The organism is Parasphingorhabdus sp. (assembly GCF_059726685.1).
Genome location: NZ_AP041068.1, coordinates 2997892 through 3020018 on the forward strand (window position 1 = coordinate 2997892; position 22127 = coordinate 3020018).

A 22127-nucleotide genomic window follows, 5' to 3' on the forward strand; every position below is an offset into this window, starting at 1 on the left:
GACGATCGTCACCCTTTCTGACCGGCTGTGTCGATAAATTACTATACCAGAATCGGAAAATTCGCTTATGGATATTCATGAGGGAATTTTCGGGTCGCAATAGAATAGCTTAGCCGTGATGGATAAGCCTTCTTGGGGTATTGTGGGGAATATATGATCCGTCCGAGAGATTTTAGCTTGCCTATACTGGCATTGCTTCCGGCATTGACACTGGCTGCAACATCATCCGTTGCTCACGCGCAAGGCATGCCCGTGGCACTGCGCGACAGTTTCCCGATTGGTTCAGGCGACGGGACACTTTGCCAAGTTCAGGACAGAAGCCTTGAAAATAAAGCAAAACGAAGCATTTTTGACCGCACTTGGGCGGTTGTCTGCCGCGATTCCGCGCGTCCGGTCGGTAACGTCTATGCTTTTCGTGCACCAGAAGACAATGTCCTTACCCGCATCGCCAAATCTCGCAAAGATTCGATCACCTGCGGCCAGGACGCAGCGCAAGATAGCATCGACGGCATCAGCCGGAATATCTGCAAACTTTCCGACGAACCGGTCAGCTATTCAATTTTCCGGGAAGAGCGCGGCAATGTTACTTATGTCGCAGAGGGCCTGACCGTTTATGACAGTGCAACGCTTTTAGCGCTAAAGTCTGTCATGGCGGACAAGATTATCAAAGGCCGGATCGACGTTGCATCTACGTCTATCGAAGATCCTTTCGCGTTTGCAAGGGTACAGGCGCTAACATTAAAGCCCGAACTGGCACTGGCAGAGGGTTATCGCCGTAATCTGAGCGGCAATTATGCCGAAGCTGCGGCGTTTTTTGAGACCTTGCAACAGCGCACCGCCGGTTTGGATGATCAGGATATCAATCCCGAAGAATATTATATCAATCGCGCCCTGCAAAAATCGAACCTTGGCGAATTTGCAGAAGCAGACGAATTATTTGAACAAGCCCGATCAGTGATATCGGACAATGTCGTGAACCAGAAATTGCTACGTAATTTTGAAGGCATACATCTGCTGAATCAGGGGCGTTATGAAGAGGCAGTCGATCGCATAAATCTGCCCGTCAAAGCGTTGAAAACGCAGCAAGATGCACTGATTTCCAACCTCACCATCACGGCGCCCATTGCAACCCGTTTGAACAGTGACAGCAAGGCATCCAGTTTACTCGGTTTCAATGATGATCTAAAACTCACCCAGCAGGAGCGCGCGGAGATTATTGATGCGCAGGCCCTGCAGTTGATTGGCACGGCCCAGCGCATCAAGGGAGATGCCGATACCGCTCAGCGTTCGCTGACCACCGCCTATAACCGGGCCGTTGCGGTTCGCGACGGACGGGTCACCTCCATCACACGGCTGCGGACACAGATATTGTCGGAACTGGCTCTGATCGCCGAAGCAGAGGGCGAATTTGGCAATGCGGAGCAGCTTCTGCGCAATGCTCTGGAGCTGGTGGAACTGCAATATCCCGAGACCCGCGCCGTCAATGCCGCCAAAGCAAAGCTGGCCAGCTATTTATTGCGCCGCGACAAACAAGATGAAGCACGGCAGTTATACCGCGAAGTTGTCGACAGCTCGCTGGGCAAGCGCAGTGCGATAACGGGCATTGCCAATCAGCTTGGACCCTATTTCAAGCTGATGAGCGATGATCCGGATTCTGCAGCAGAGTTCTTCAAAGCCGCTCAGGTTCTGGTCCGGCCTGGCGTTGCCGAAACTCAGGCGGCGTTATCCCGAGAGCTTAGCGGCGGCACCGACGAAGCAGCGCGTCTGTTTCGGCAATCCAACAATCTTGACCGCAGCATCGAAAGACTGCGCATGCGCTTCACCGCTTTGGGCAAGGTGGAACAAAATGCAGGAACACGGCGACGCCGTGCCGATCTGGCTGCTGAGATAGAGGAACTGGAGCGAAGCCAGCAGCTCACCATTGTCAGCCTGTCGCAATTTCCACAATATCGTGCTGTTGCAGGAAGCTCTATCAGCCTCACCGATTTGCGGGCATCTATGACACCTTCTGAAGCCTATCTACGCATGGCGATTGTCGGCGATGACATATTCATGCTCTACGCAGATCAAGAGTTTGCCACCGCCTATAAATCAGCCTTGAGTGCCAGTGCACTGGATCAGCAAGTAGACCTTTTGCGTGCCTCCATCTCCGTTTTTGAAAATGGACAATATGTCACTTATCCATTTGACATAGAAACGTCCCGAAAACTCTACAAAGCACTTTTGGATCCCATGGCACAGCGACTGGCATCAAAAAGTCATCTGATCTTTGAACCAGATGGAGCGATGCTGCGCCTGCCGATCAATTTGCTGGTCGCTGATGACAATTCCGTCTCACAATATCTGGAGCGGATCGAGCAGCCAGATGGCGATCCGTTCGACTATACCGGCGTTCGGTGGCTGGGCGGCGATATCAATGTCAGCACTGCGGTTTCCGCACGCGGTTTTACCGAAGCACGCAAGGCCCCAATTTCCGGTGCATCCCGGCAGTATCTTGGCCTCGGCAGTAATCAGCCGGTTCTGGCCAATACCCGAATAGGCGGCGTTCGAGCGTCAGCTAAAGGCCTTGATGCCAGTTGCAATTGGGCTCTCGATGAATGGAACAAGCCCATTTCGGACGCGGAACTTTACCAGGCACGCTCGATAATTGGTCAGAATGGTTCCGAAGTACTTACCGGCACAGCTTTTTCCGATGACCAAATTTTGGCAAAACCCGATATTTCCGAATATCGCATTCTTCACTTCGCTACCCACGGGCTGGTAACCGCTCCGCGACCATCCTGCCCGGCCAAACCAGCGTTGCTGACGTCTTTTGGCGGCGAGGATTCGGACGGTCTATTGGCTTTTGACGAGATATTCGATCTGAAGCTGGATGCTGACATTGTCATTCTTTCAGCCTGCGACACAGCCGGCAAGGCCAGCATCCGCGCCACACGCGAAGCGGGTGTCAGCAGTGGCGGAGGCACCGCGCTGGATGGTCTGGTCCGGTCATTCATTGGTGCCGGTAGCCGTTCGGTGTTAGCCAGTCATTGGCCCGCGCCTGACGATTTCAAGGCAACCGAGCGCCTGATTGGCGGCTTGTTTGAGGACGGAAAAGGACAATCGATCGCGACGGCACTGCGTGTTTCACAAAAAAGACTCATGGATGATCCGATAACGTCGCATCCTTATTACTGGTCCGGCTTTGCCATTATCGGTGACGGATCAAGACCGTTTTTGCCGGACAATCAGACCGCAAATGCAGCAACCACAACATCATCGGCTTCCATCTTGAAATAATGACGGGCTCCGATAGCCATAACGACCCGGTGTCAAACAACCGCGATGTCAAGGCAGAGGCCCGGGGGATATTACAATCGTTACGGCGCCTGTTTGACCAGCTGGGTCCGATCCGCCTTGGCTCGACGATCCTGTTCCTGATACTCGCCCTCTTGATGGCACGCTTCAGTTGGACGACACCACTGATCCAGGACGCCGAACGCGCACTCTATGACATGCGGGTTTCCGTCTTCGCTCCAGAGGTGGAGAAAGAAGACCGGGTCGTAATGATCGTGTACAACGAGGACACTCTGAAACTCACGGGCCAGCGCTCCCCGGTCGACCGGACAATTCTTGCACAGTCATTAGAAGCGATTGACGCAGCCAATCCCAAATCCATCGGCATCGATATTCTGTTCACCATGCCGCAGGATGACGACCCGTTGCTAGTCTCGACGTTCAAGCAAATCCGGACCCCGACATTTCTGGCTTATGCCGATCCCAAATATAATCCCGAAATTGGCTTTGCAGAACATGAATTCCTCAAATCATTCCTGAGCGATGTCGAGGGTGATAACCTGCAACCGACCAGCATCCGGCTGAACACCGACAGCGACGGCGTCCAGAGACGCTGGACACCCCAGAAAGCCGACGCACCGCCGTTTATGGCCATGGCTCTGACCGGGCCAAATCCCAAATTTGCAGCGAATGAAGGGGCTATCCGTTATCTTGTTCCGGCAAGTCCGGACATGCCGGTGTTCGATAAATTTCCGATAGAAAGTTTTGCCGATCCGGCAACGGCAGAAATGCTGCAATCTTTCATTGCGGGCAAACATGTGTTGATTGGCGGTGACTTTGTTGATCGTGATCGGTTCGAAACGCCGATTGGTTCAATCACGGATCTGCAAAGCGAAGATGGCAAAATGATCGGACTGGAAGTCCATGCTCACATGCTCGCACAGCTGCTGAATGACGATATCCCGGCCCCGATACCGGCCTGGACACTGTGGGTGGCCGCCCTGATTGTCGCGATCTGTGGCGGGCTTTCTGCGCTCATCATGGGCAATGCGGGAAAAGTCGCCGGTATATTGATCGGCCAGTTTGCTTTTTTCCTGATTTTTCCTTTTGTCCTGCAAAATATCGGTGTCGATACACTCAGCCTGCCGGCCTTTGGCTGGGGCTTGGGTTGGCTGTTCGGCTATGCTTCCGTCAGTGCGGCGGCGCGAACGATCAATTCCAAACAGCGTGCTTTTGCGCAAAGTGCGCTGGGTAAATATCTGCCCAAATCGATCGCCGGAGAGATATTACGCGATCCTGAGAAACTGGCCCTTCATGGTGAGAAACGTCAGATATTTGCTGTTTTCACAGATCTGGAAGGTTTTACCAAACTCAGCCACGCCATCGAGCCTGAAATGGTCGCAACGCTACTGAATGACTATCTCGACCGGCTCAGCGATGTCGCCCTGGAATATGGCGGTACGATCGACAAGTTTGTCGGAGATGCGCTGGTATGTTTCTGGGGAGCACCCCTTTCCCTGCCCGACGATGGGGAGCGCGCTGCCAAGGCCGCCTATGCTCTTTATCAAGCCGGCGAAGAATTCAGAAAAAACGTGCCCGAGGGGGTGCCTCCAATTGGCCGTACGCGCGTCGGAATGCATTATGGTGATGCGATTGTCGGCAATTTCGGCGGTGAAGGCAGGATCCAGTACACCGCACTTGGCGATGCAATGAATACCGCTGCGCGTTTGGAAGCAGCCAACAAGCCTTTGGAAACCAAAGTGCTGGTCAGCAAAGAGGCAATGGAACGCACGGGGCTCGACTGGTACCGGCCGATGGGCAAGATAACCCTGCGCGGACGGTCGACCCCGGTAGAGGTATATGAACCTGTTCCCGATTGGGAAGAAAAAGACCGGGCGGCAGTGACAGCCGTCATAGGAGCCCATCAAAAAGGTGATAATGCTTATATTCAGGCACTTGATGCTATGATGAAGCGATATGGTGAAGATTTAGGCTTGGCCAATTTGCTGAAACGACTGGAAAAAACGAAAAATGGAGAGAGCTATGCACTCGGTTGAATGTAAAACAGCTAAATCTGGCAAACTCGTACGCAACATGGGCAAGGCGGCATTGGGAGCAATATTGCTCATCGGTGTCAGCGGCGCTGCAGTGGCACAAAATATGGTTGTTCGTTCAACCGGGCCATCTGCCAAATCCTATCCCGCCGGTAAAAAACTTGCCAACGGTACAAAAGTCACGCTGAAGGATCTGGATAGAGTCACCATACTTGGCAAGGGCGGCACCCGGGTGCTGAAAGGCCCTGGAACATTTTCGCTCGGCAACAGGGCGCGTACGCAGTCCAGCAGCTCGACGCGCCTTGCCAGCTTCATCAATAATCGCGGAAGCAGCCGGGCCAGAACCGGAGCGGTCCGCAGCGCGGGTGTCGGTGTAACCAGTGTTGCACCGAAAAACCCAAATCTGTGGTTTCTGGACGTTACCAAAGGCGGCAAATTTTGCGTAGCCGATGCCGAAGCATTGGTATTATGGCGCCCGGATTATACCGGGTCCGCCACTGCCAGCATTGTTGAACCGGCCAATGGTACGGTGACCGAAGTGGCATGGCGTAAGGGCAATCCGCTGAAACGATGGCCAAGAGCCGAGGCGCCGCTGGAAAATGGTGCCAGCTACAGGTTGATTGGATCCAATGTCGACAAATCGGTTGAAGTTAATTTTGTGATGCTGAACGAGGCACCACAAAATCTGGACGACGCGGCCGCGGCATTGATTGCCAATGGTTGTCAGAGCCAGCTCGATCTGCTGGTCGAAACACTTGATGACGGTTCTTCGGACGATCAGGACGCAAGTTAACAGGGAAGAACATCTTACGCCCCGAGGTGAGGGTCAGGGCGTGAGGTGAAAATACGGTATTTCCAAGGGGGGTCGCGCGGGAAATACTGAAAAACGGGGAAAAATATGTCGCGAGCGCGCGCTTCAAAAAAACTGGCTTTGCTGATCTCAATACCGGCAATTCTGTCGACCCATGGTGCTGTCTGGGCGCAATCGGCGGTCGCAGCGCCGACAAGGGAAGAAATCCAGCGTGGACTGCTGGGAGAAGCCGAAAAAGGCCAGGCACAAGCTCTGACCGTCGAAGGCGGTGTCGAGCGATCCGCCTGTCCGCTTGCCAATCCTGAATTTGCCGATGTCAAATTCTCCCTGCAGGCGGTCGAATTTGACGGCCTTGGCGTTGTCGATAGCTCAATATTGAAGTCAGCTTATACGGGCTATATAGGTCAGGAAGTACCGGTTGCCGTGGTCTGTGAAATCCGTGATCGGGCCGCAACCATATTGCGCGGCGCCGGCTATCTAGCAGCTGTACAGGTTCCTCCCCAGACCATCGACGGTGGTAACGTCAAATTTGACGTTCTGCTTGCACGGATGACATCAGTGCAGGTGCGCGGCGATGCCGGATCTTCAGAGAAACTGCTGAAACAGTATATTGACCAGCTGACCAACGAACCGGTATTCAATATTGATGTTGCGGAACGCTATCTCCTGCTTGCGCGTGATATTCCGGGACTGGATGTGCGGCTTTCCTTACGGCCGGTAACGTCCGCCACCGAAGGGCGCCCCGGAGACGTGATTGGCGAGTTTAATGTGGTTCGCACACCGGTTTATGTGGATGCGAATATCCAGAACTTCGGATCGAAACAGGTCGGCCGGTTTGGCGGATTGCTGCGCGCACGGTTTAACGGGATTACCGGACTCGGCGATGAAACAACGATCAGCGCTTTTTCAACCGCTGATTTCAGTGAACAGCAAGTCCTGCAAGTGGGTCATGAATTTCGTGTCGGCGGTGAAGGTCTGCGTTTTGGCGGTAATTTCACCTATGCTTGGACGGACCCGGAACTGGCGGGCAATTTCGATATTGAATCGGAAACTTTGGTCGCTGGCATTTATGCGACCTATCCCTTCATCCGCAAACAATCCCATAATTTGTTCGGGACCGTGGGTTTTGAACATATTGACCAGAAGACGGATATTCTGGGTACGCGAACGAATGAAGATGACCTGAGCATCGCTTATGCCCGTCTGGACTATAATGCGATTGAACCCGGCAGTTTGTCCGGTCGCGGCGGTTATTCGGCCTTTGAACCCAAATGGGGCATGGCAGGATCACTGGAACTGCGTCAAGGCCTTGGCATATTGGGTGCCAGCAAGGGATGCGGACCAGCCTTTGTTCGTTGTATCGGAGAAACCGTAATTCCCACCCGTGCTGATGGCGATCCAACCGCTTTTGTTGTCAGAGGGCAGGCAAAACTGGATTATCGTCCTACTCCGTTATTGGCATTCACGCTGAAGCCGCGGTTCCAATATTCACCCGATGCGCTGTTTTCTTATGAAGAAATTTCGGGCGGCAATTACACAACCGGTCGTGGCTATGATCCGGGAACGATTATCGGCGACAGCGGTTACGGTCTGCAGACGGAGGTCAGCTATGGCTCGCTCATCCCCGATTCTCCGGATGGCATTGCCTGGCAACCCTATGTCTATTTCGATCTCATGGGAGTGTGGAACAAAAACCTCCCGGGTGATCCCCAGAAAATTTACTCCGCTGGCGGCGGTATTCGCGCAACCATTGGTCGGCAGGCCAGTCTGGACGTGATGGCCGTGGTGCCGCTGAAACGCGGACCTTTCCAAACCCGGCGAGACAGCGCCCGGGCATTGATGACACTGACGGTGCAACTCGCACCGTGGTCACGATAGGCAATAAAGGCGGCGAATGATGACCAGAGGCAAGATGATGACAGAGACGACAAAAAACAGTCGGAAAACCGGCAACGCTATGGATAAAAACAGATCCGCGATCAGCAAGCTCAAACTGCTCGCTGGCGGATCTTTCACCGCCGCCGCTGTGGCCCTGGCAACTTTGGGACAAACGGCCCAGGCTCAGGCCCTTGATCCCAATCGTTCCTTTCAGGCCACACCCACCTTTAACCCTGGCGACAGCTGGTCACCTGGCCCCAATGCCGACAATGTTTTTATTTCCGGCTCTGAAGCGATTATCAATTGGGCACCTCTCGATACCGCCACGTTGGACACGATCAACACGCCAATCGACATTCTCCCGTCGATGAGGTCCATTACGTTCAACAATGCAACAGATTTTACGGTCCTGAACCGCATCTTGCCGACACCCAGCTTGGCAGGCGAATTTCGGCCGATCCAGTTTAACGGCACAGTAAATACTCGCGTGAACGGTACTCAGGGTGGTAGTGCATGGTTCTATAGCCCCGGCGGCATTATCGCAGGCGCTGATGCCGCTTTCAATGTGGGCAGTCTGGTTCTGACTGCCAATGATATCGATACTACCGGAGGCCTGTTCAGTTCCACGGGGCAAATCCGTTTCAGAGGCGCGGCGGGCAGTTCTTCGGCCGTCAGTATTGCCGAAACTGCAACTATCAACGCCAATACCGCATTTCCAAATACCAATGACTATGTGGCCTTTGTCGCACCCCGAGTGGTCCAGGGCGGCACGGTCGATGTCGCTGGCTCTGCAGCCTATGTCGCTGCCGAGCAAGCTGACCTGACGATCAATAATGGATTGTTCGACATCACGGTCACGGTGGGAACCGCCGATGGCAATGGCATTGTTCACACTGGCACAACCACCGGCGACTCGTCAGTGCCTATTGCAGACGATCCAACGACACCGGTTCTCAATGAAGCAAACCGTGATGCACAGGCCATTTACATGGTGGCGGTGCCGAAAAACGCAGCAATAACGATGCTGGTCGGCGGTCAAGTCGGATATCGGCCCGCAGCTTCAGCCAGTATTGTCAACGGTCAGGTGGTCTTGAGCGCCGGATATGACGTTTCCGTCCAGGGCCCTACAAACAACGCGCAAGTGGTAGTCGCAGATAACCCGGTCACCAATTTTGCCGGCAATGTAGAGTTTACAGGCGGCGATTTTTCGGCAGATGTATCCGCGACGGCAAGCGGTGCCATCAATGGAGTATCAACAAGTACAGGCATCGATATTCAAACTGCCGCATCCGGTGACCGCTATGATCTTGACCTGACTGCGGGCACTGAAATCAACATCGGGGCCGATGAGGGCGGTGTTTTCCGTGTTGCCGGCAATGCAAATCTGCGTGCCGGCTCTGCGGCAAATGGCGGGGCAATAAACCTTGTTGCCATTAACGATCCTACAAGCCCCGACGGTATCGGCGAGATTGATATAGGCGGAAATCTTACTGTCGATGCAGGTGCAATGGGCGCCGACGATTTCTTCACGGTCCGCAACAACGGAGGAACCGGAATCGGCGAGGACGCGATTGGCGGCGACATCTCCATCAACGTATCAAACGGCGGCCGTTTGCAGGTTGGCGGTTCATCGGAGTTCTTGACCGACGCGCAGGGTGGCAAGGGGGAAGAATTTAACGGTCTGTCCCAAGGCGGCAATATCACCGTGAATCTTGCCGATGATACCAGCAGCATCAGCCTTCTGGGTGGTGTCACATTCGATACAGAAGCCAGAAGCACCGACAGCGGGAAAATTGGTGGCAATGGCGTGGGCAGCGTGGGCAACGACGGTATTGCCGGTGACTTTACACTCAATCTGCAAGGCGGGACGATGGTTGCCGGCGACATCTCCATCAATACCGACGCGCGCGCCTCGAGTGGCAGTGACGGAACCGTAACCCAGAGTAACGACGGCATAGCGGGTGATGTAAATATTACCATCACCGGGGGAGATCACACATTTAATTCGCTGTCTTCCACATCCTCTGCGGAAAGCAGGGAATCCGTTAATGCGGCCGGTGAAATTGTAAATGGAATCGCCAATCGGCCGATGGCCAATATTTCGGTCAGCGGTGCAGGCACGTCTTTGACGATTAATAACAACATAGACCTGAGCACCCGCACCAGCGACAAGCAGGTCGGTGATGCTGCAACCCCTTCTTCCACCATATCGGCGGTCGGCACGGGTACCGGCGCAGGTTCCGGATTACTGGTCGCTGGAGGAATCTTTGCCGATATTGAAGGCTCGATTGATCTGATTGCCGATGGCAGCACGGTCAGTTTTGATACCCTGCAGTTATTCGCCACCAGCAGTTTTGATGACGGCACAACCCTGTCCGGCGGGAACATCAATGTTATTTCTCGCAATAGCGGCGTCCTGACCGGCCGAAATGGAGACCTTACTGCAAATGCCCAAATATTTGACTTTTCTGGCCCTGCCTCACCAACTGCTGTAAACGGACGCGGCGGCAACATTTTGATTTCTGCAGATAATTCGTCGATCAACTTCACTGGACGCCTTAGCGCATCGGCAAATGGATTGGGCGACGCAGATCTTGGAAACGGAATTGGCGGAACGATCAGGCTGTTGGTGGACGGTGATGCGGCCTCCATGACGCTGACCGATCTTTCATTCAGCACTGACGGCAGGGTATTTTTTGATGAGGAGGCGGGATTTGGGGGATTTCCCAAAGGCGATGGTGGCTCCGGTATAGGCGGAACAACAACGATTGATCTTTTAAACGGTACATTTGTCGCCGATGACATTTCAGTCAGCAGCGACGGCTCTGGCGGACCGGGTGGCGACAATGTCGGCAGTACGGCTGGATCAGGCGGGACCGGAACGGGAGGCGATGTCGTCGTCAACCTCAATGGCAGCAATGCTACCGTTAATAGCTTAACGATTACCGCAAGCGGGCTCGGCGGAGACGGCGGCTTTGGCGATAGCGGCAATGGCAATAATGGCGGCAATGGCGGAATGGGCATCGGTGGCAATGCTACCTTCAATGCCACATCAGGAACACTGAACGTCAACCAGATCAGGGTGGATGCATTAGGCAATGCGGTTCGCTTCACCTCCTTCACGTCGATCAGGGGCGATGGCGGCAGGGGTCGTGGCACAGGCGGCGGCGACGGCGGTGCCGGCATCGGCGGGACAGCAACTTTCAACCTGGATGGCACTTCAGTAGTCAATGCCCAGGAAGTACTTGTCAGCACCGATGGCTATGGTGGCGAAGGCGGACTGGCTGACTCAGATAACATTAACGGGATGGATATCCCGGGCGGTGCCGGCGGAAATGGCGGCAGCGGCACAGGTGGTAACGCAACATTCAACAATACAACCGGCACGATCAGCTTCAATCAGTTGACCGTTCAGTCGCTGGGTATCGGCAGCGATGGCGGCGATAGCAGAGGAGTTACGGTTGGTGAGGCCGCCGAAAGTGGCGGCAATGGTGGTACAGGCACCGGTGGCCTTGCAACCATAAACCTGAATCAGGATGACGCCACCAATCCGGTTTACATAATCGACAGCAGCGGGACAGGTGGTGATGGCGGTGAAGGTCTGACCGGCGGTAACGCGGGTGACGGTATAGGAGGCGTTTCCACGCTGAATATTAACAATGTGGCTGTGCAGCTCAACCAGCCGACAATATTGTCCAACGGAACCGGTGGAACCGGCGGCAGAAGCGACGGTATTGGCGGAAATGGCGGGAATGGGGGCAATGCCCAAGGTGGCATCGCTAGATTGGAAATCGTTGGCGCTGGCGGAATGTTGAATACCACTGGCGGACCTCCAGTTACCAATAGCGATGCTTTTGGCGGCGCTGGCGGTGCTGGCTTTGACGAATTATTCGCCGATGGTGGCGATGGTGGGGACGGCGGTTCCGCAACAGGCGGTGCAGTCGAGATTGCCGTTCGCACCGGCGCAAATTATGAGGTCAACGGCGGTGCACCCTTCACGCTATCGAGCACCGGAACTGGCGGACAGGGCGGTACTGGTGGCTATTCCTATGGAGGTACTGCTGGAGATGGCGGGGACGCTGGCCAAGGAACTGGCGGTACTGCGCGTTTGCTCGCGCAAGGCGGCACGCTGACCGGAAATGACGTTACCATCACTGCAACCGGCTTTGGCGGCAATGCGGGCGCCGCTGGCGGTACCGGCATCGGTACAATTGGTGCAGCGGGCATTGACGGTATGGGTGCCGGCGGTACATCAGCAATAGAAGTGCAGGAAGGCAGCCCGGGCATTATAACGCTGGGCAATGTCGACATGGTCGCAAACGGGTTTAACTCAGGTGACAGTGGCTTCCCAAGTGGTATTGGCGGCCGTATTGAAATTATAGACACGTCAACCGATCCAGCCGGTTTGATCGCCCTTGCGTCCCTGACCGCTGAAGCGCTGGCGGGAGCAGCACCAGACAGTGGGTTCTTCATGTCTGGAAATAGCGGGCCGATCACTGTCACTAATGATGTCTTTATCGACGTGGCCGGAAATGCTGAATTTGCTTATGATGGGAACGGCCAACTGGTGGTTGGCGGCCTGATGGATGTCATGAGCGGTGCTTCCATTCTCGTTTCCCACACAAATAACACAGTGCCCGCAACAACATCTATTGACGTTGCCGACAGCTTTGACGCGCGGGCGCAAAGCGACTTTGATGCCATGACAGGGTCCATTATTAATTCGGATGCTGCGATCTCCATTCGCGCAGAGGCCAATGCGTCGGCCGCCGATCTAAGGGCTTTCGACAATATTGATCTTTCCGCCGGGCAAAATGTTATGCTTAACAATGCCTCTGTAACCGGGCCGGCAGAAACTTCTGTTTTCAGTACCGGTATATTGGTCTCGAATGGCATTTATGTCCGGGCCGGAAGCAACGAAGATCCAAGCTTCCCGCAATTTGATCCGCTCTTTAATGCAACATTTACGGGAGACATTTCGTCATCCGGTGCCGTTCGGATTGAATCGGGGGGCAATGCAGTCTTCCAGACCGGTACAAATCTTGTTTCCGACAATCTTCTTTTGGTGCGCACAGGTGATGACATCATCATTCAATCGGGTGCAAGCATTGCCGCAGCCAATGATCCGGTGGAAACGGTCGACCCTTCTATCCCGTTTCTTAGCGAGAACAACCTGCTGTTGCTGGCTGGTGATATTGGCATGGGTATTCCTCTGCTGAGTACGCCGCAAACCCCGATTGCTTCGATTGTTGCCGCCGGTAACATCAATGCCAATGATTTTGCCGTTGTGATGACGGCAAATGCCATAGATGGCTTGGGCGGCACGATTTCCGCAGGCTCGATCAGCGCTGACATCAACAATGCGCCTTCCAACGCTATGATAGCCATTAATGGCCAGTCTGATGATAATGGCCTGCTGAGCGCGGGCTGCGTGGAGGGCAATTTATGCCTTGGCGCACTGGCAGCTGACAATATCGTTCAAATCGGTCAAGCTGGCGTTCCAATTCAGGCGATCATCGAGAATGGCGATATTATCGCCAACAGCATACTCGTATCTACCCGCCGTGATATTGTGATGGGTGCTAACGGCGTTCCATCGCGTTTCATTGCCAGCGATGAGATATTTGTGAACAGCACCGAAGGGGATGTGGACCTGCGCGATGCCGAACTGACCAGCGATTTTCTGGGCATTGACGCAGCCGGTAGCCTTCTTGGTTCGGGTTCACTTAACAGTGGCAACGATATTGGCATTAATGTCGGCGGCAGCATCTCGGCGGCCGCTATTGACACAGGCGGTGAACTGACCACTGTCGAGGACCGCGGTGATATGCTGGAAGGGTTTTACTCCGTTCCTGATAGCATGAATGTTGGCATATTGAACGTCGGCGCTGGCGACGTGAATTATGACGCCGGTGGCAGTTTCAGCTTTGATCAGATTAATGTTCCTGACAGCAATATAATTCTGGATGCGCCGGGATCGATCTTCCTGGGATCCACATTTGGCGCACAGAATATTGATATCAATGGCGGCGACATAACGGTCGGAAGCATTGATGCTGGTGTCGACATAACACTGTCTTCTGGCGATTTCATTGACTTCGGATCAGTAGATGCCGGTAACATGCTTGATATCAGCGGCAGCAATATTACCGGTGACCTGCTGGCCGCGGGTACAACCGTGAGGGTTGTAGGCACAGCTGGCCTATCCATTGGTAATGTTATTTCGGGCAACGAAACATTCCTGGAGGGCAATTCGGTTGCATTGGGCGGTGCCGATACGGGTGACAATGGTGACATCCAGTTTACCGAAGGTTTGCGTATCCGCGCTCTGGACGGCGACATCAATATTGGCGGCGATCTGGATATTTCGCGCACCGGAGATTTCTTCGCCTCGGGCGACATCATTTTCGGTGATGTCGATGTGACCAGCAAAATACCTTCTGGACTGGACTTGCGGTCAGTCGGTTCCGTTATATTTGGCAATGTGACATCCGATTCCTTCATCGGTGTCCGGGCCGATGGTAACTTTACTGCTGAAAGCGTAGCCGCCGGTTCGCTCCGAGCCTTCGTTGATGGGTTTGTTGATGTCACGCGCGCCGAAGCCTTCAACAGCAATTTTGATGCTGATCTGGGTGTTGAAATTGGAGAGTTGATCGGTGGTTCGGCCGTGTTGCAGTCTACTGACGGCGATGTCGCGGTGCGTGACAATGCCATGCTCACCGATACAGTCCGCGCCATCGGCAATAATGTATTCCTCCGGTCCGACGGGGCGATGAGAGTCATTGCCACCGCCAATGCCGGGAACATAGACATTGTTACCAGAGGCAATCTCGTAGCCGATGATGCCAGTGCAACAGGTAATATTCTACTCACCAGCCTCGCGGGTAGCGCAGAACTAAATGAGCTAATTATCATTGGTAGCGGCACCGGATCATCTCTTGCCGGGATCAGTAGTCAGGCGGTTGTTAGTGCCAATGGTAATATTGATATCACGGCAGCCGTTGACGTTGCGATTAATGATACTGTCAATGCCGCCAACGCCCTGACGATCACTGCCGGTAATCTGGTGGACATTCAGGCTCTCGCCACCGGGACGACAATCGACGTCTCGTCCGCGGATATTAATATCGGTTCCACCGGTCAATTGGGTGAGTTTGAACAGACCAATGATATTTTCATTGAGAGCAATGGTATCAATCAAGTGCTTTTGGGCGGCGCAACCGATCTTGGCGGCTACACACTCGATAATTTCGAATTCTCTCGTATTCAGTCCAATCAGGATCTGACGATCTTTGTCGGAGCAACCGGCAACACGACGCCCGATCTCATCATTCAGGATCTGACCGTCCAAACCGGTAGCAATGTGAGTGGGCCGCAAAACGCCAATATCGGTTTCTCCGGAACGCTAACCATTGATTCCGGTCAATCGACGCGGGTTGATGGCAATCTCAACGTCACCAACGCATCCGCTGGTACAACCCTGAACATGACGTCGTTGGACGATCTGAGAATCAACGCCAATGGCGGACTGATTCAGATTACCGACGCCAATGGTGGCTTCGGCGGGATCGGGTTGATGACCCTGACCGCCCAGAATATCCACGCCATGACAGATCAGGCCTTTGCCGATATCGCCGGGCTGGATGTTAGTGCCGTCGATCTGAGGCTGGAGAATAGTGATGGCCTGAACATCAACGACGGGCTGATCCGTGGAGGTATTGCAGAATTTATTGTCGATGGTGACCTGTTCATACAAAATACCGTTCCTGGCGTGTCTTTTGATGAACGCCGTGGTTTCACGGTGGATACACTCACCATCAATGGCCTCAGCGCCGGGAGTAACGCCAATATCGTGATCAATGGCATTGTTAGTGGACGAACCGGGATAGACGGATTGTTGGAGACAGATGTCGCCGTCACTTTTGATGACTTTTCGACCATAAATGGCTGTGTCATCCTTGATCCAGCTAGCTGTGGTGCCCCTCCACCTCCGACACCCACACCTACTCCTACTCCTACTCCTACCCCTACCCCAACACCCACGCCTGCACCAGAGCCAGAAATTGATGATCCTGTAAGGGATGTGATCGAAGAAGAGGTAACGCCAATGGAAGACGGTTCGGTTGTCAGCGATCCGTTTGAGACCAATCTCATCGAGATCAAGGAAAATGAAGAATATATCGATGATCCGTTGATTGATGAGCCGGTAACCGGAGCGGGCAACGACGATCTGTGGGTTACCGACGGAGCGGCCGGCGAAGAAGAGAATACCGAATGCGCTGAAGGTGATGAAAATTGTGGTCAGGGCGGTCCGGAGGAAGAAAACACGCTTGAACCTGCCGAGTGAATTGACCGGTTGACCTTTTATATCCCAAACCACTAGGCGGTGGATATGAATGACACTACCAACCATCCCTTGAAGCTGTTCAACAGCCTCACCCGCGATCTCGAACCGTTTACGCCGGTTCATGAAGGCGAAGCCCGCGTCTACACCTGTGGGCCGACAGTCTACAACTATCAGCATATCGGAAATATGCGTGCCTATATTTTTGCGGATCTATTGGGCCGCACCTTAGGCGCTACCGGCCTAAAACTGAACCATATCATCAACATAACCGATGTCGGTCATCTGACCTCTGACGCTGATGCGGGTGATGACAAGATGGAAAAGGCGGCTGCATCGTCAGGAAAGTCGGCTTGGGATATCGCCAAATATTACACCGATGCCTATTGGCAGGACATTGAACGGCTTAATATTCGTCAGCCCGCTAAATGGTCCATTGCCACCGATCATGTAGAAGAGATGATCGACTTTGCAAAAGGCATTGCCGACAAACACTGCTACGAACTGGAAAGCGGTCTGTATTTTGATACCAGCACTGTGCCGGACTATGGTCGGTTAGCGGGTACTCAAAGCGACGATGTAGAAGGTCGCATCGAAACGGTTGAAGGCAAACGGCATCCACAGGATTTTGCAATTTGGCGCAAGACACCCGCCGGAGAAACCCGTCAGATGGAATGGGATAGTCCATGGGGCAAAGGTGCTCCGGGATGGCATCTGGAATGTTCGCAGATGAGCATGAAATATCTGGGTGAGACTTTTGACATTCATACCGGCGGTATTGATCACCGTGAAATTCACCACCCCAATGAGATCGCTCAAAACCAGGCTCATAATTGCTCCGAACATAGCGGCGCCAATATCTGGATGCATAATAACTTCCTGATCGACCGTGCCGGAAAAATGTCAAAATCAAGCGGTGATTTTTTGCGGCTGCAGGTGCTGATCGACAAGGGTATTCATCCACTGGCCTACCGCTTGATGTGTTTGCAGGCCCATTATCGTAGCGAGCTGGAATTTACCTGGGACAATCTGGTTGCGGCGCTGACAAGGTTGAAACGCATGATCATTGGTGTCGAGAACCTAAAAGCTCGCCTTGAAAAAACTGATGCCTCAGCCGCCAATGATCGCGAGCACCCAAAAATTACGGAACTGCGTGACCAACTATGGGCTGCAATGGCAGATGATTTGAACAGCGCCAAAGCTATTCCGTTGCTCGAGGAACTCTTGGGATTGAAAAAAATCAACGCCCACCAGCGGTTTGAGCTGCTGAAAGAGATGGATGCTATATTTGGTCTGCAATTTGAAACGCTAACGCGAGAAAATTTGCGTGTTAAACCGGAACAGGTGGTAATTTCTGAAGAAGAGATAGAACGGAAACTGGATCTGCGACAACAGGCCAAGGCGGAAAAGGATTTTGCAGCAGCCGATGCGATCCGCGATGAACTGACGGCGCAGGGTGTGGAACTGATGGATGGCGATCCGCTACGCTGGGAATGGAGCATTTCGATATGAGCAAACCAATAGCTGCTATGGCGTCTCTCGTTCGTCCCCTGGTCGAACCTCATTGCGGCGATCTCGATGTTACCTGGTTCACCAGTACCGAGGAAGCCATGGAGATTGCACCGCATGCCGAAATCGGCTGGTTCGACATGTATGACAAGGAAAAGATGGCGCAGGTGCTGGGTGCCGCGACCAACTTGAAATGGCTCAACAGCATCTATGCCGGGGTTGAACATTTTCCGCTCGACCAACTCAAACAGCAGGGCACGGTTGTTACCAACGGGGCAGGATTGAACAGCTCCCCCATCGCCGAATTTGTGGTCATGGGGATGTTGTCCGCGGCCAAACGGACCGACAAATTGCTGGAACTTCAGGATCAGCAGGAATGGCCCGAACAGGCACCGGGCACCGCTGAACTGACGGACGGCAAAGCCCTGATCATCGGTTATGGCGGTATCGGCCAGCAGGTTGCGAAAAAACTGTCTGGTTTCGAGATGGATGTCACCGCCGTCCGAAGAACCGCCAGTGATGATCCCGCCGGATTGGGAACAGAAGTTATCGGCACCGGTGACTGGCAGGCCCGGCTCGGGGAGTTTGACTGGGTGATCGTCTCCGCGCCTGCGACCACAGAAACGCAGAAACTGCTGGGCGCTGATGAATTTGCCGCGATGAAACCGTCAGCCTGGCTAATCAATGTCGCACGCGGGTCACTGGTAGATCAACCGGCGCTGGTAGAGGCGCTGAACGGCAAGGCCATTGGCGGGGCGATGCTGGATGTCACCGATCCTGAGCCACTGCCGAAAGGTGACCCTTTGTGGACAGCAGATAACTGTTTCATCACGATGCATGTTTCCGGCGTCGCCCAAACGCGCATGTTTCAACGCGCTGCCGCCCGTTTTGTCGAAAATCTGGCGCGCTATCGGGAGGGCGATGATATGATCGCAGTGGCCGATCTTGATCGCGGTTATTGAGCTATTTATTAAATTTTCGATTGATACGTGACTTACAGAAAAATTTGACTTATCAACCAACAGCATAGGGGTAGGAATGAGTCTTTTTCTGGAGGGGAAAAATCATTCCGGGGTCGTTGCCATAATCTTGAGCAAATACTGATCATACCGATCAGGGAAGGACCCACATGACCAAAGCATCTGATTTATTCGTTGAATGTCTTGAAAATGAAGGCGTAGAATATCTTTTCGGCGTTCCCGGCGAAGAAAATCTCGACATGCTGGACAGCCTGTCCCGCTCCAAGAAAATTGAATTGATCCTGACCCGGCATGAACAAGGCGCTGGCTTTATGGCTGCGACCTATGCTCGGCATACGGGTAAAACCGGGGTTTGCATGGCAACTCTCGGCCCCGGTGCAACCAATCTGGTTACCGCAGCCGCCTATGCACAGCTTGGCGGCATGCCAATCCTGATGGTGACCGGCCAGAAACCGATCAAGAAATCCAAACAAGGCCGTTTCCAGATTCTCGATGTCGTCGACATGATGGGGCCGATTACAAAGTTCACTCATCAACTTGCCTCGGCCGACAATATTCCCAGCCGTGTGCGTGAAGCGATCCGTCTAGCCGAGGAAGAAAAACCCGGCGCGTCCCATATCGAGTTTCCAGAAGATGTCGCGGACGAGCAGACCGATTCGGTTCCGATCAAACCCAGCCTCTCGCGCCGTCCGATTGCCGAAGCCAAAGCGGTGCGCGCAGCAACCAAAAAGATTGAGAGCGCTAAGTCTCCCATCCTCGTTATTGGCGGCGGAGCCAACCGCACCACCACCGGCCGGATGCTGACCCAGTTTATCGAAAAAACCGGTATTCCCTTTGTCACCACGCAGCTGGGCAAGGGTGTGGTTGATGAAACCAACAAGGAATTCATGGGCTGTGCCGCTTTGTCAGCAAATGACTTCGTGCATAGCGCTATTGAGTCCGCAGACCTGATCATCAACGTCGGCCATGACGTAATCGAGAAACCGCCTTTCTTCATGAAAGACGGTGGCACCGAAGTCATTCACGTCTCAATGAACACAGCGGAAGTTGACCCGGTCTATTTCCCACAAATCGAAGTTATTGGCGACATTGGCAACGCCATTTGGCAGATGAAGGAAGATATTGTTCCTTCCGGCTCGTGGAATTTTGATCACATGTACAAAGCACGGGCGGCTGAAGAAGAGCATACGGCAACGATGGACGACGACATGCGTTGCCCGATTTATCCACCGCATCTGGTGAAGGTCATTCGCGAACAAATGCCTGCCGATGGTATTATCTGCCTCGACAATGGCGTTTATAAAATCTGGTTTGCGCGCAACTACAAAGCGCGTCAGGCGAACACCGTGTTGCTTGATAACGCTCTGGCAACCATGGGCGCCGGCCTGCCGTCGGCCATGGCATCGGCGATGGTCTATCCGGATCGCAAAGTAATGGCGATCTGCGGCGATGGCGGCTTCATGATGAACAGTCAGGAGATGGAGACAGCGGTTCGGCTGAAGCTGAATATCACCGTCCTGATCCTGAATGATAGCAGCTACGGCATGATTCGCTGGAAGCAGGCCAATATGGGCTTCAAGGATTGGGGTTTGACCTATGATAATCCTGATTTCGTTAAATATGCCGAAAGCTATGGCGCCCATGGTCACCGGATCACCAGCGCGAAAAATTTGCAGGAAACGATCGATAAATGCCTGAACAGCGAAGGCGTGCATTTGATCGATTGTCCTGTGGACTATTCGGATAATGACCGTATCCTCAACAATGAGATCAAGGAACTCAGCGCCAAAATATAAGAGGCCAGGATACAAGAGGATAGCCCATGACAAAACTCAAAGACGTTTATCCGCTTTATCTCAATAACATAGCCGCCCAGCCGAATACCGATCTGGAAGTCACGGACAAGTTTACCAACGAGGTCGCTTTCCGGACAGCGCTGGCGACACCGGATGTTATTGAAGAAGCCATTGCCGGTGCGGTGGAGGCCGCCGAGCCCATGGCACGCATGGCGAGCTATGAACGGCAGAATGTACTGCAACACTGCGTCACCCGTTTTCAGGAACGCTATGATGAGCTTGCTTATTCGCTTTGTGTCGAAGCCGGCAAACCCATCAAGGATGCCGAGGGGGAAGTCGGTCGGCTGATCGATACGTTCCGGATTGCCGCCGAGGAAGCGGTTCGCAATTATGGGGAAGTCCAGCCGCTGGATATTTCCGAGCGCGCCAAAGGCTATCAGGGCATGTGGAAGCGCGTGCCGATTGGGCCATGCAGTTTCATTTCACCTTTTAACTTTCCGTTGAATTTGGCGGCACATAAAATTGCTCCGGCTATCGCGGTAGGATGCCCCTTTGTCATGAAACCGGCTTCCAAGACACCGCTCGGCGCGATCATCATGGGCGAAGTTTTGGCCGAAACCGATTTGCCCAAAGGCGCGTTTTCGATCTTGCCCGCCAGCCGTGATGGTGCGGACCTGTTCACTGTGGATGAGCGCCTGAAGCTCTTGTCTTTCACCGGCTCCCCCGGTGTCGGCTGGGATCTCAAAGCAAAGGCAGGAAAGAAGCCCGTCATCCTTGAACTGGGCGGCAACGCTGCGGTTATTGTTGATCATGATGCTGATCTGGAAGACGCGTTGGAGCGGATCATCTTCGGCGCTTTCTATCAATCCGGCCAAAGCTGTATCGGTGTCCAGCGGATCATTATTCATGAGTCCGTCTATGACAAATTCAAGGATATGCTGGTTGCCCGAACCAAAAGCCTGATTGCCGGCGATCCCAAGGACCGGGATACGTTTATCGGTCCGATGATTTCCGAAGGCGAAGCCAGACGCCTGCATGGCTGGATAGATGAGGCCGTTGCTGGCGGAGCGACGTTGCTGTGCGGTGGCAACCGTACTGGCAATATGCTGGAAGCGACCTTACTGGAAAATGTAGACAGCAATGCGGCGGCCAATCGCGAGGAAGCATTTGGCCCATTGGCGCTGCTTTCCAAATTCAGCGATTTCAACGCTGCACTGGACGAAGTGAACGACAGCAAATTCGGTTTGCAGGCCGGCATCTTCACCCGTGATCTGTTCAAGACCCTGGATGCCTGGGACAGGCTTGATGTCGGTGGTGTGGTGATCAATGACGTATCATCCTATCGCGTCGACAATATGCCCTATGGCGGCGTCAAGGATAGCGGGCTTGGACGAGAAGGTATCCGTTTCGCTATGGAGGATATGACGGAAATTCGCAATCTGGTCATCCGGCGGAAAGTCTAGTCTATCGAATCAGATC

9 protein-coding genes are annotated in these 22127 nt (G+C 53.6%); all 9 read left to right on the forward strand.

What is annotated here, in order from left to right; all coding sequences use genetic code 11:
• Window positions 1-153 precede the first annotated feature (153 nt).
• Entirely contained in the window at window positions 154-3279 is a 3126-nt protein-coding gene (locus AC6I9Z_RS14830; protein WP_461456584.1) for a CHAT domain-containing protein, read from the forward strand.
• Window positions 3279-5333 carry a CHASE2 domain-containing protein gene (locus AC6I9Z_RS14835; protein ID WP_461456586.1) on the forward strand — a complete coding sequence of 685 codons (2055 nt, stop codon included), beginning with the start codon at window positions 3279-3281 and terminating at the stop codon, window positions 5331-5333. The genes AC6I9Z_RS14830 and AC6I9Z_RS14835 overlap by 1 nt, the downstream gene beginning before the upstream one ends.
• A complete protein-coding gene (locus AC6I9Z_RS14840; RefSeq protein WP_461456588.1) occupies window positions 5320-6123 on the forward strand; it encodes a hypothetical protein in 804 nt (267 codons plus the stop codon). Before AC6I9Z_RS14835 ends, AC6I9Z_RS14840 begins: the two co-directional genes overlap by 14 nt.
• A gap of 105 nt (window positions 6124-6228) precedes the next feature.
• Window positions 6229-8019, forward strand: a complete 1791-nt coding sequence (locus tag AC6I9Z_RS14845) for a ShlB/FhaC/HecB family hemolysin secretion/activation protein (RefSeq protein WP_461456589.1) — start codon at window positions 6229-6231, stop codon at window positions 8017-8019.
• 79 nt (window positions 8020-8098) lie between these two features.
• Window positions 8099-16366: a beta strand repeat-containing protein gene (locus AC6I9Z_RS14850; RefSeq protein WP_461456591.1), complete on the forward strand. Its 8268-nt coding sequence runs from the start codon at window positions 8099-8101 to the stop codon at window positions 16364-16366.
• A gap of 45 nt (window positions 16367-16411) precedes the next feature.
• A complete protein-coding gene (gene cysS / locus AC6I9Z_RS14855; protein ID WP_461456592.1) occupies window positions 16412-17875 on the forward strand; it encodes a cysteine--tRNA ligase in 1464 nt (487 codons plus the stop codon).
• Window positions 17872-18834 carry a D-2-hydroxyacid dehydrogenase gene (locus AC6I9Z_RS14860; RefSeq protein WP_461456593.1) on the forward strand — a complete coding sequence of 321 codons (963 nt, stop codon included), beginning with the start codon at window positions 17872-17874 and terminating at the stop codon, window positions 18832-18834. The genes cysS and AC6I9Z_RS14860 overlap by 4 nt, the downstream gene beginning before the upstream one ends.
• Before the next feature lie 167 nt (window positions 18835-19001).
• Window positions 19002-20648, forward strand: a complete 1647-nt coding sequence (locus tag AC6I9Z_RS14865) for an acetolactate synthase large subunit (RefSeq protein ID WP_461456595.1) — start codon at window positions 19002-19004, stop codon at window positions 20646-20648.
• Window positions 20649-20674: 26 nt separating this feature from the next.
• Entirely contained in the window at window positions 20675-22111 is a 1437-nt protein-coding gene (locus AC6I9Z_RS14870) for an aldehyde dehydrogenase family protein (RefSeq protein WP_461456597.1), read from the forward strand.
• Window positions 22112-22127 lie beyond the last annotated feature (16 nt).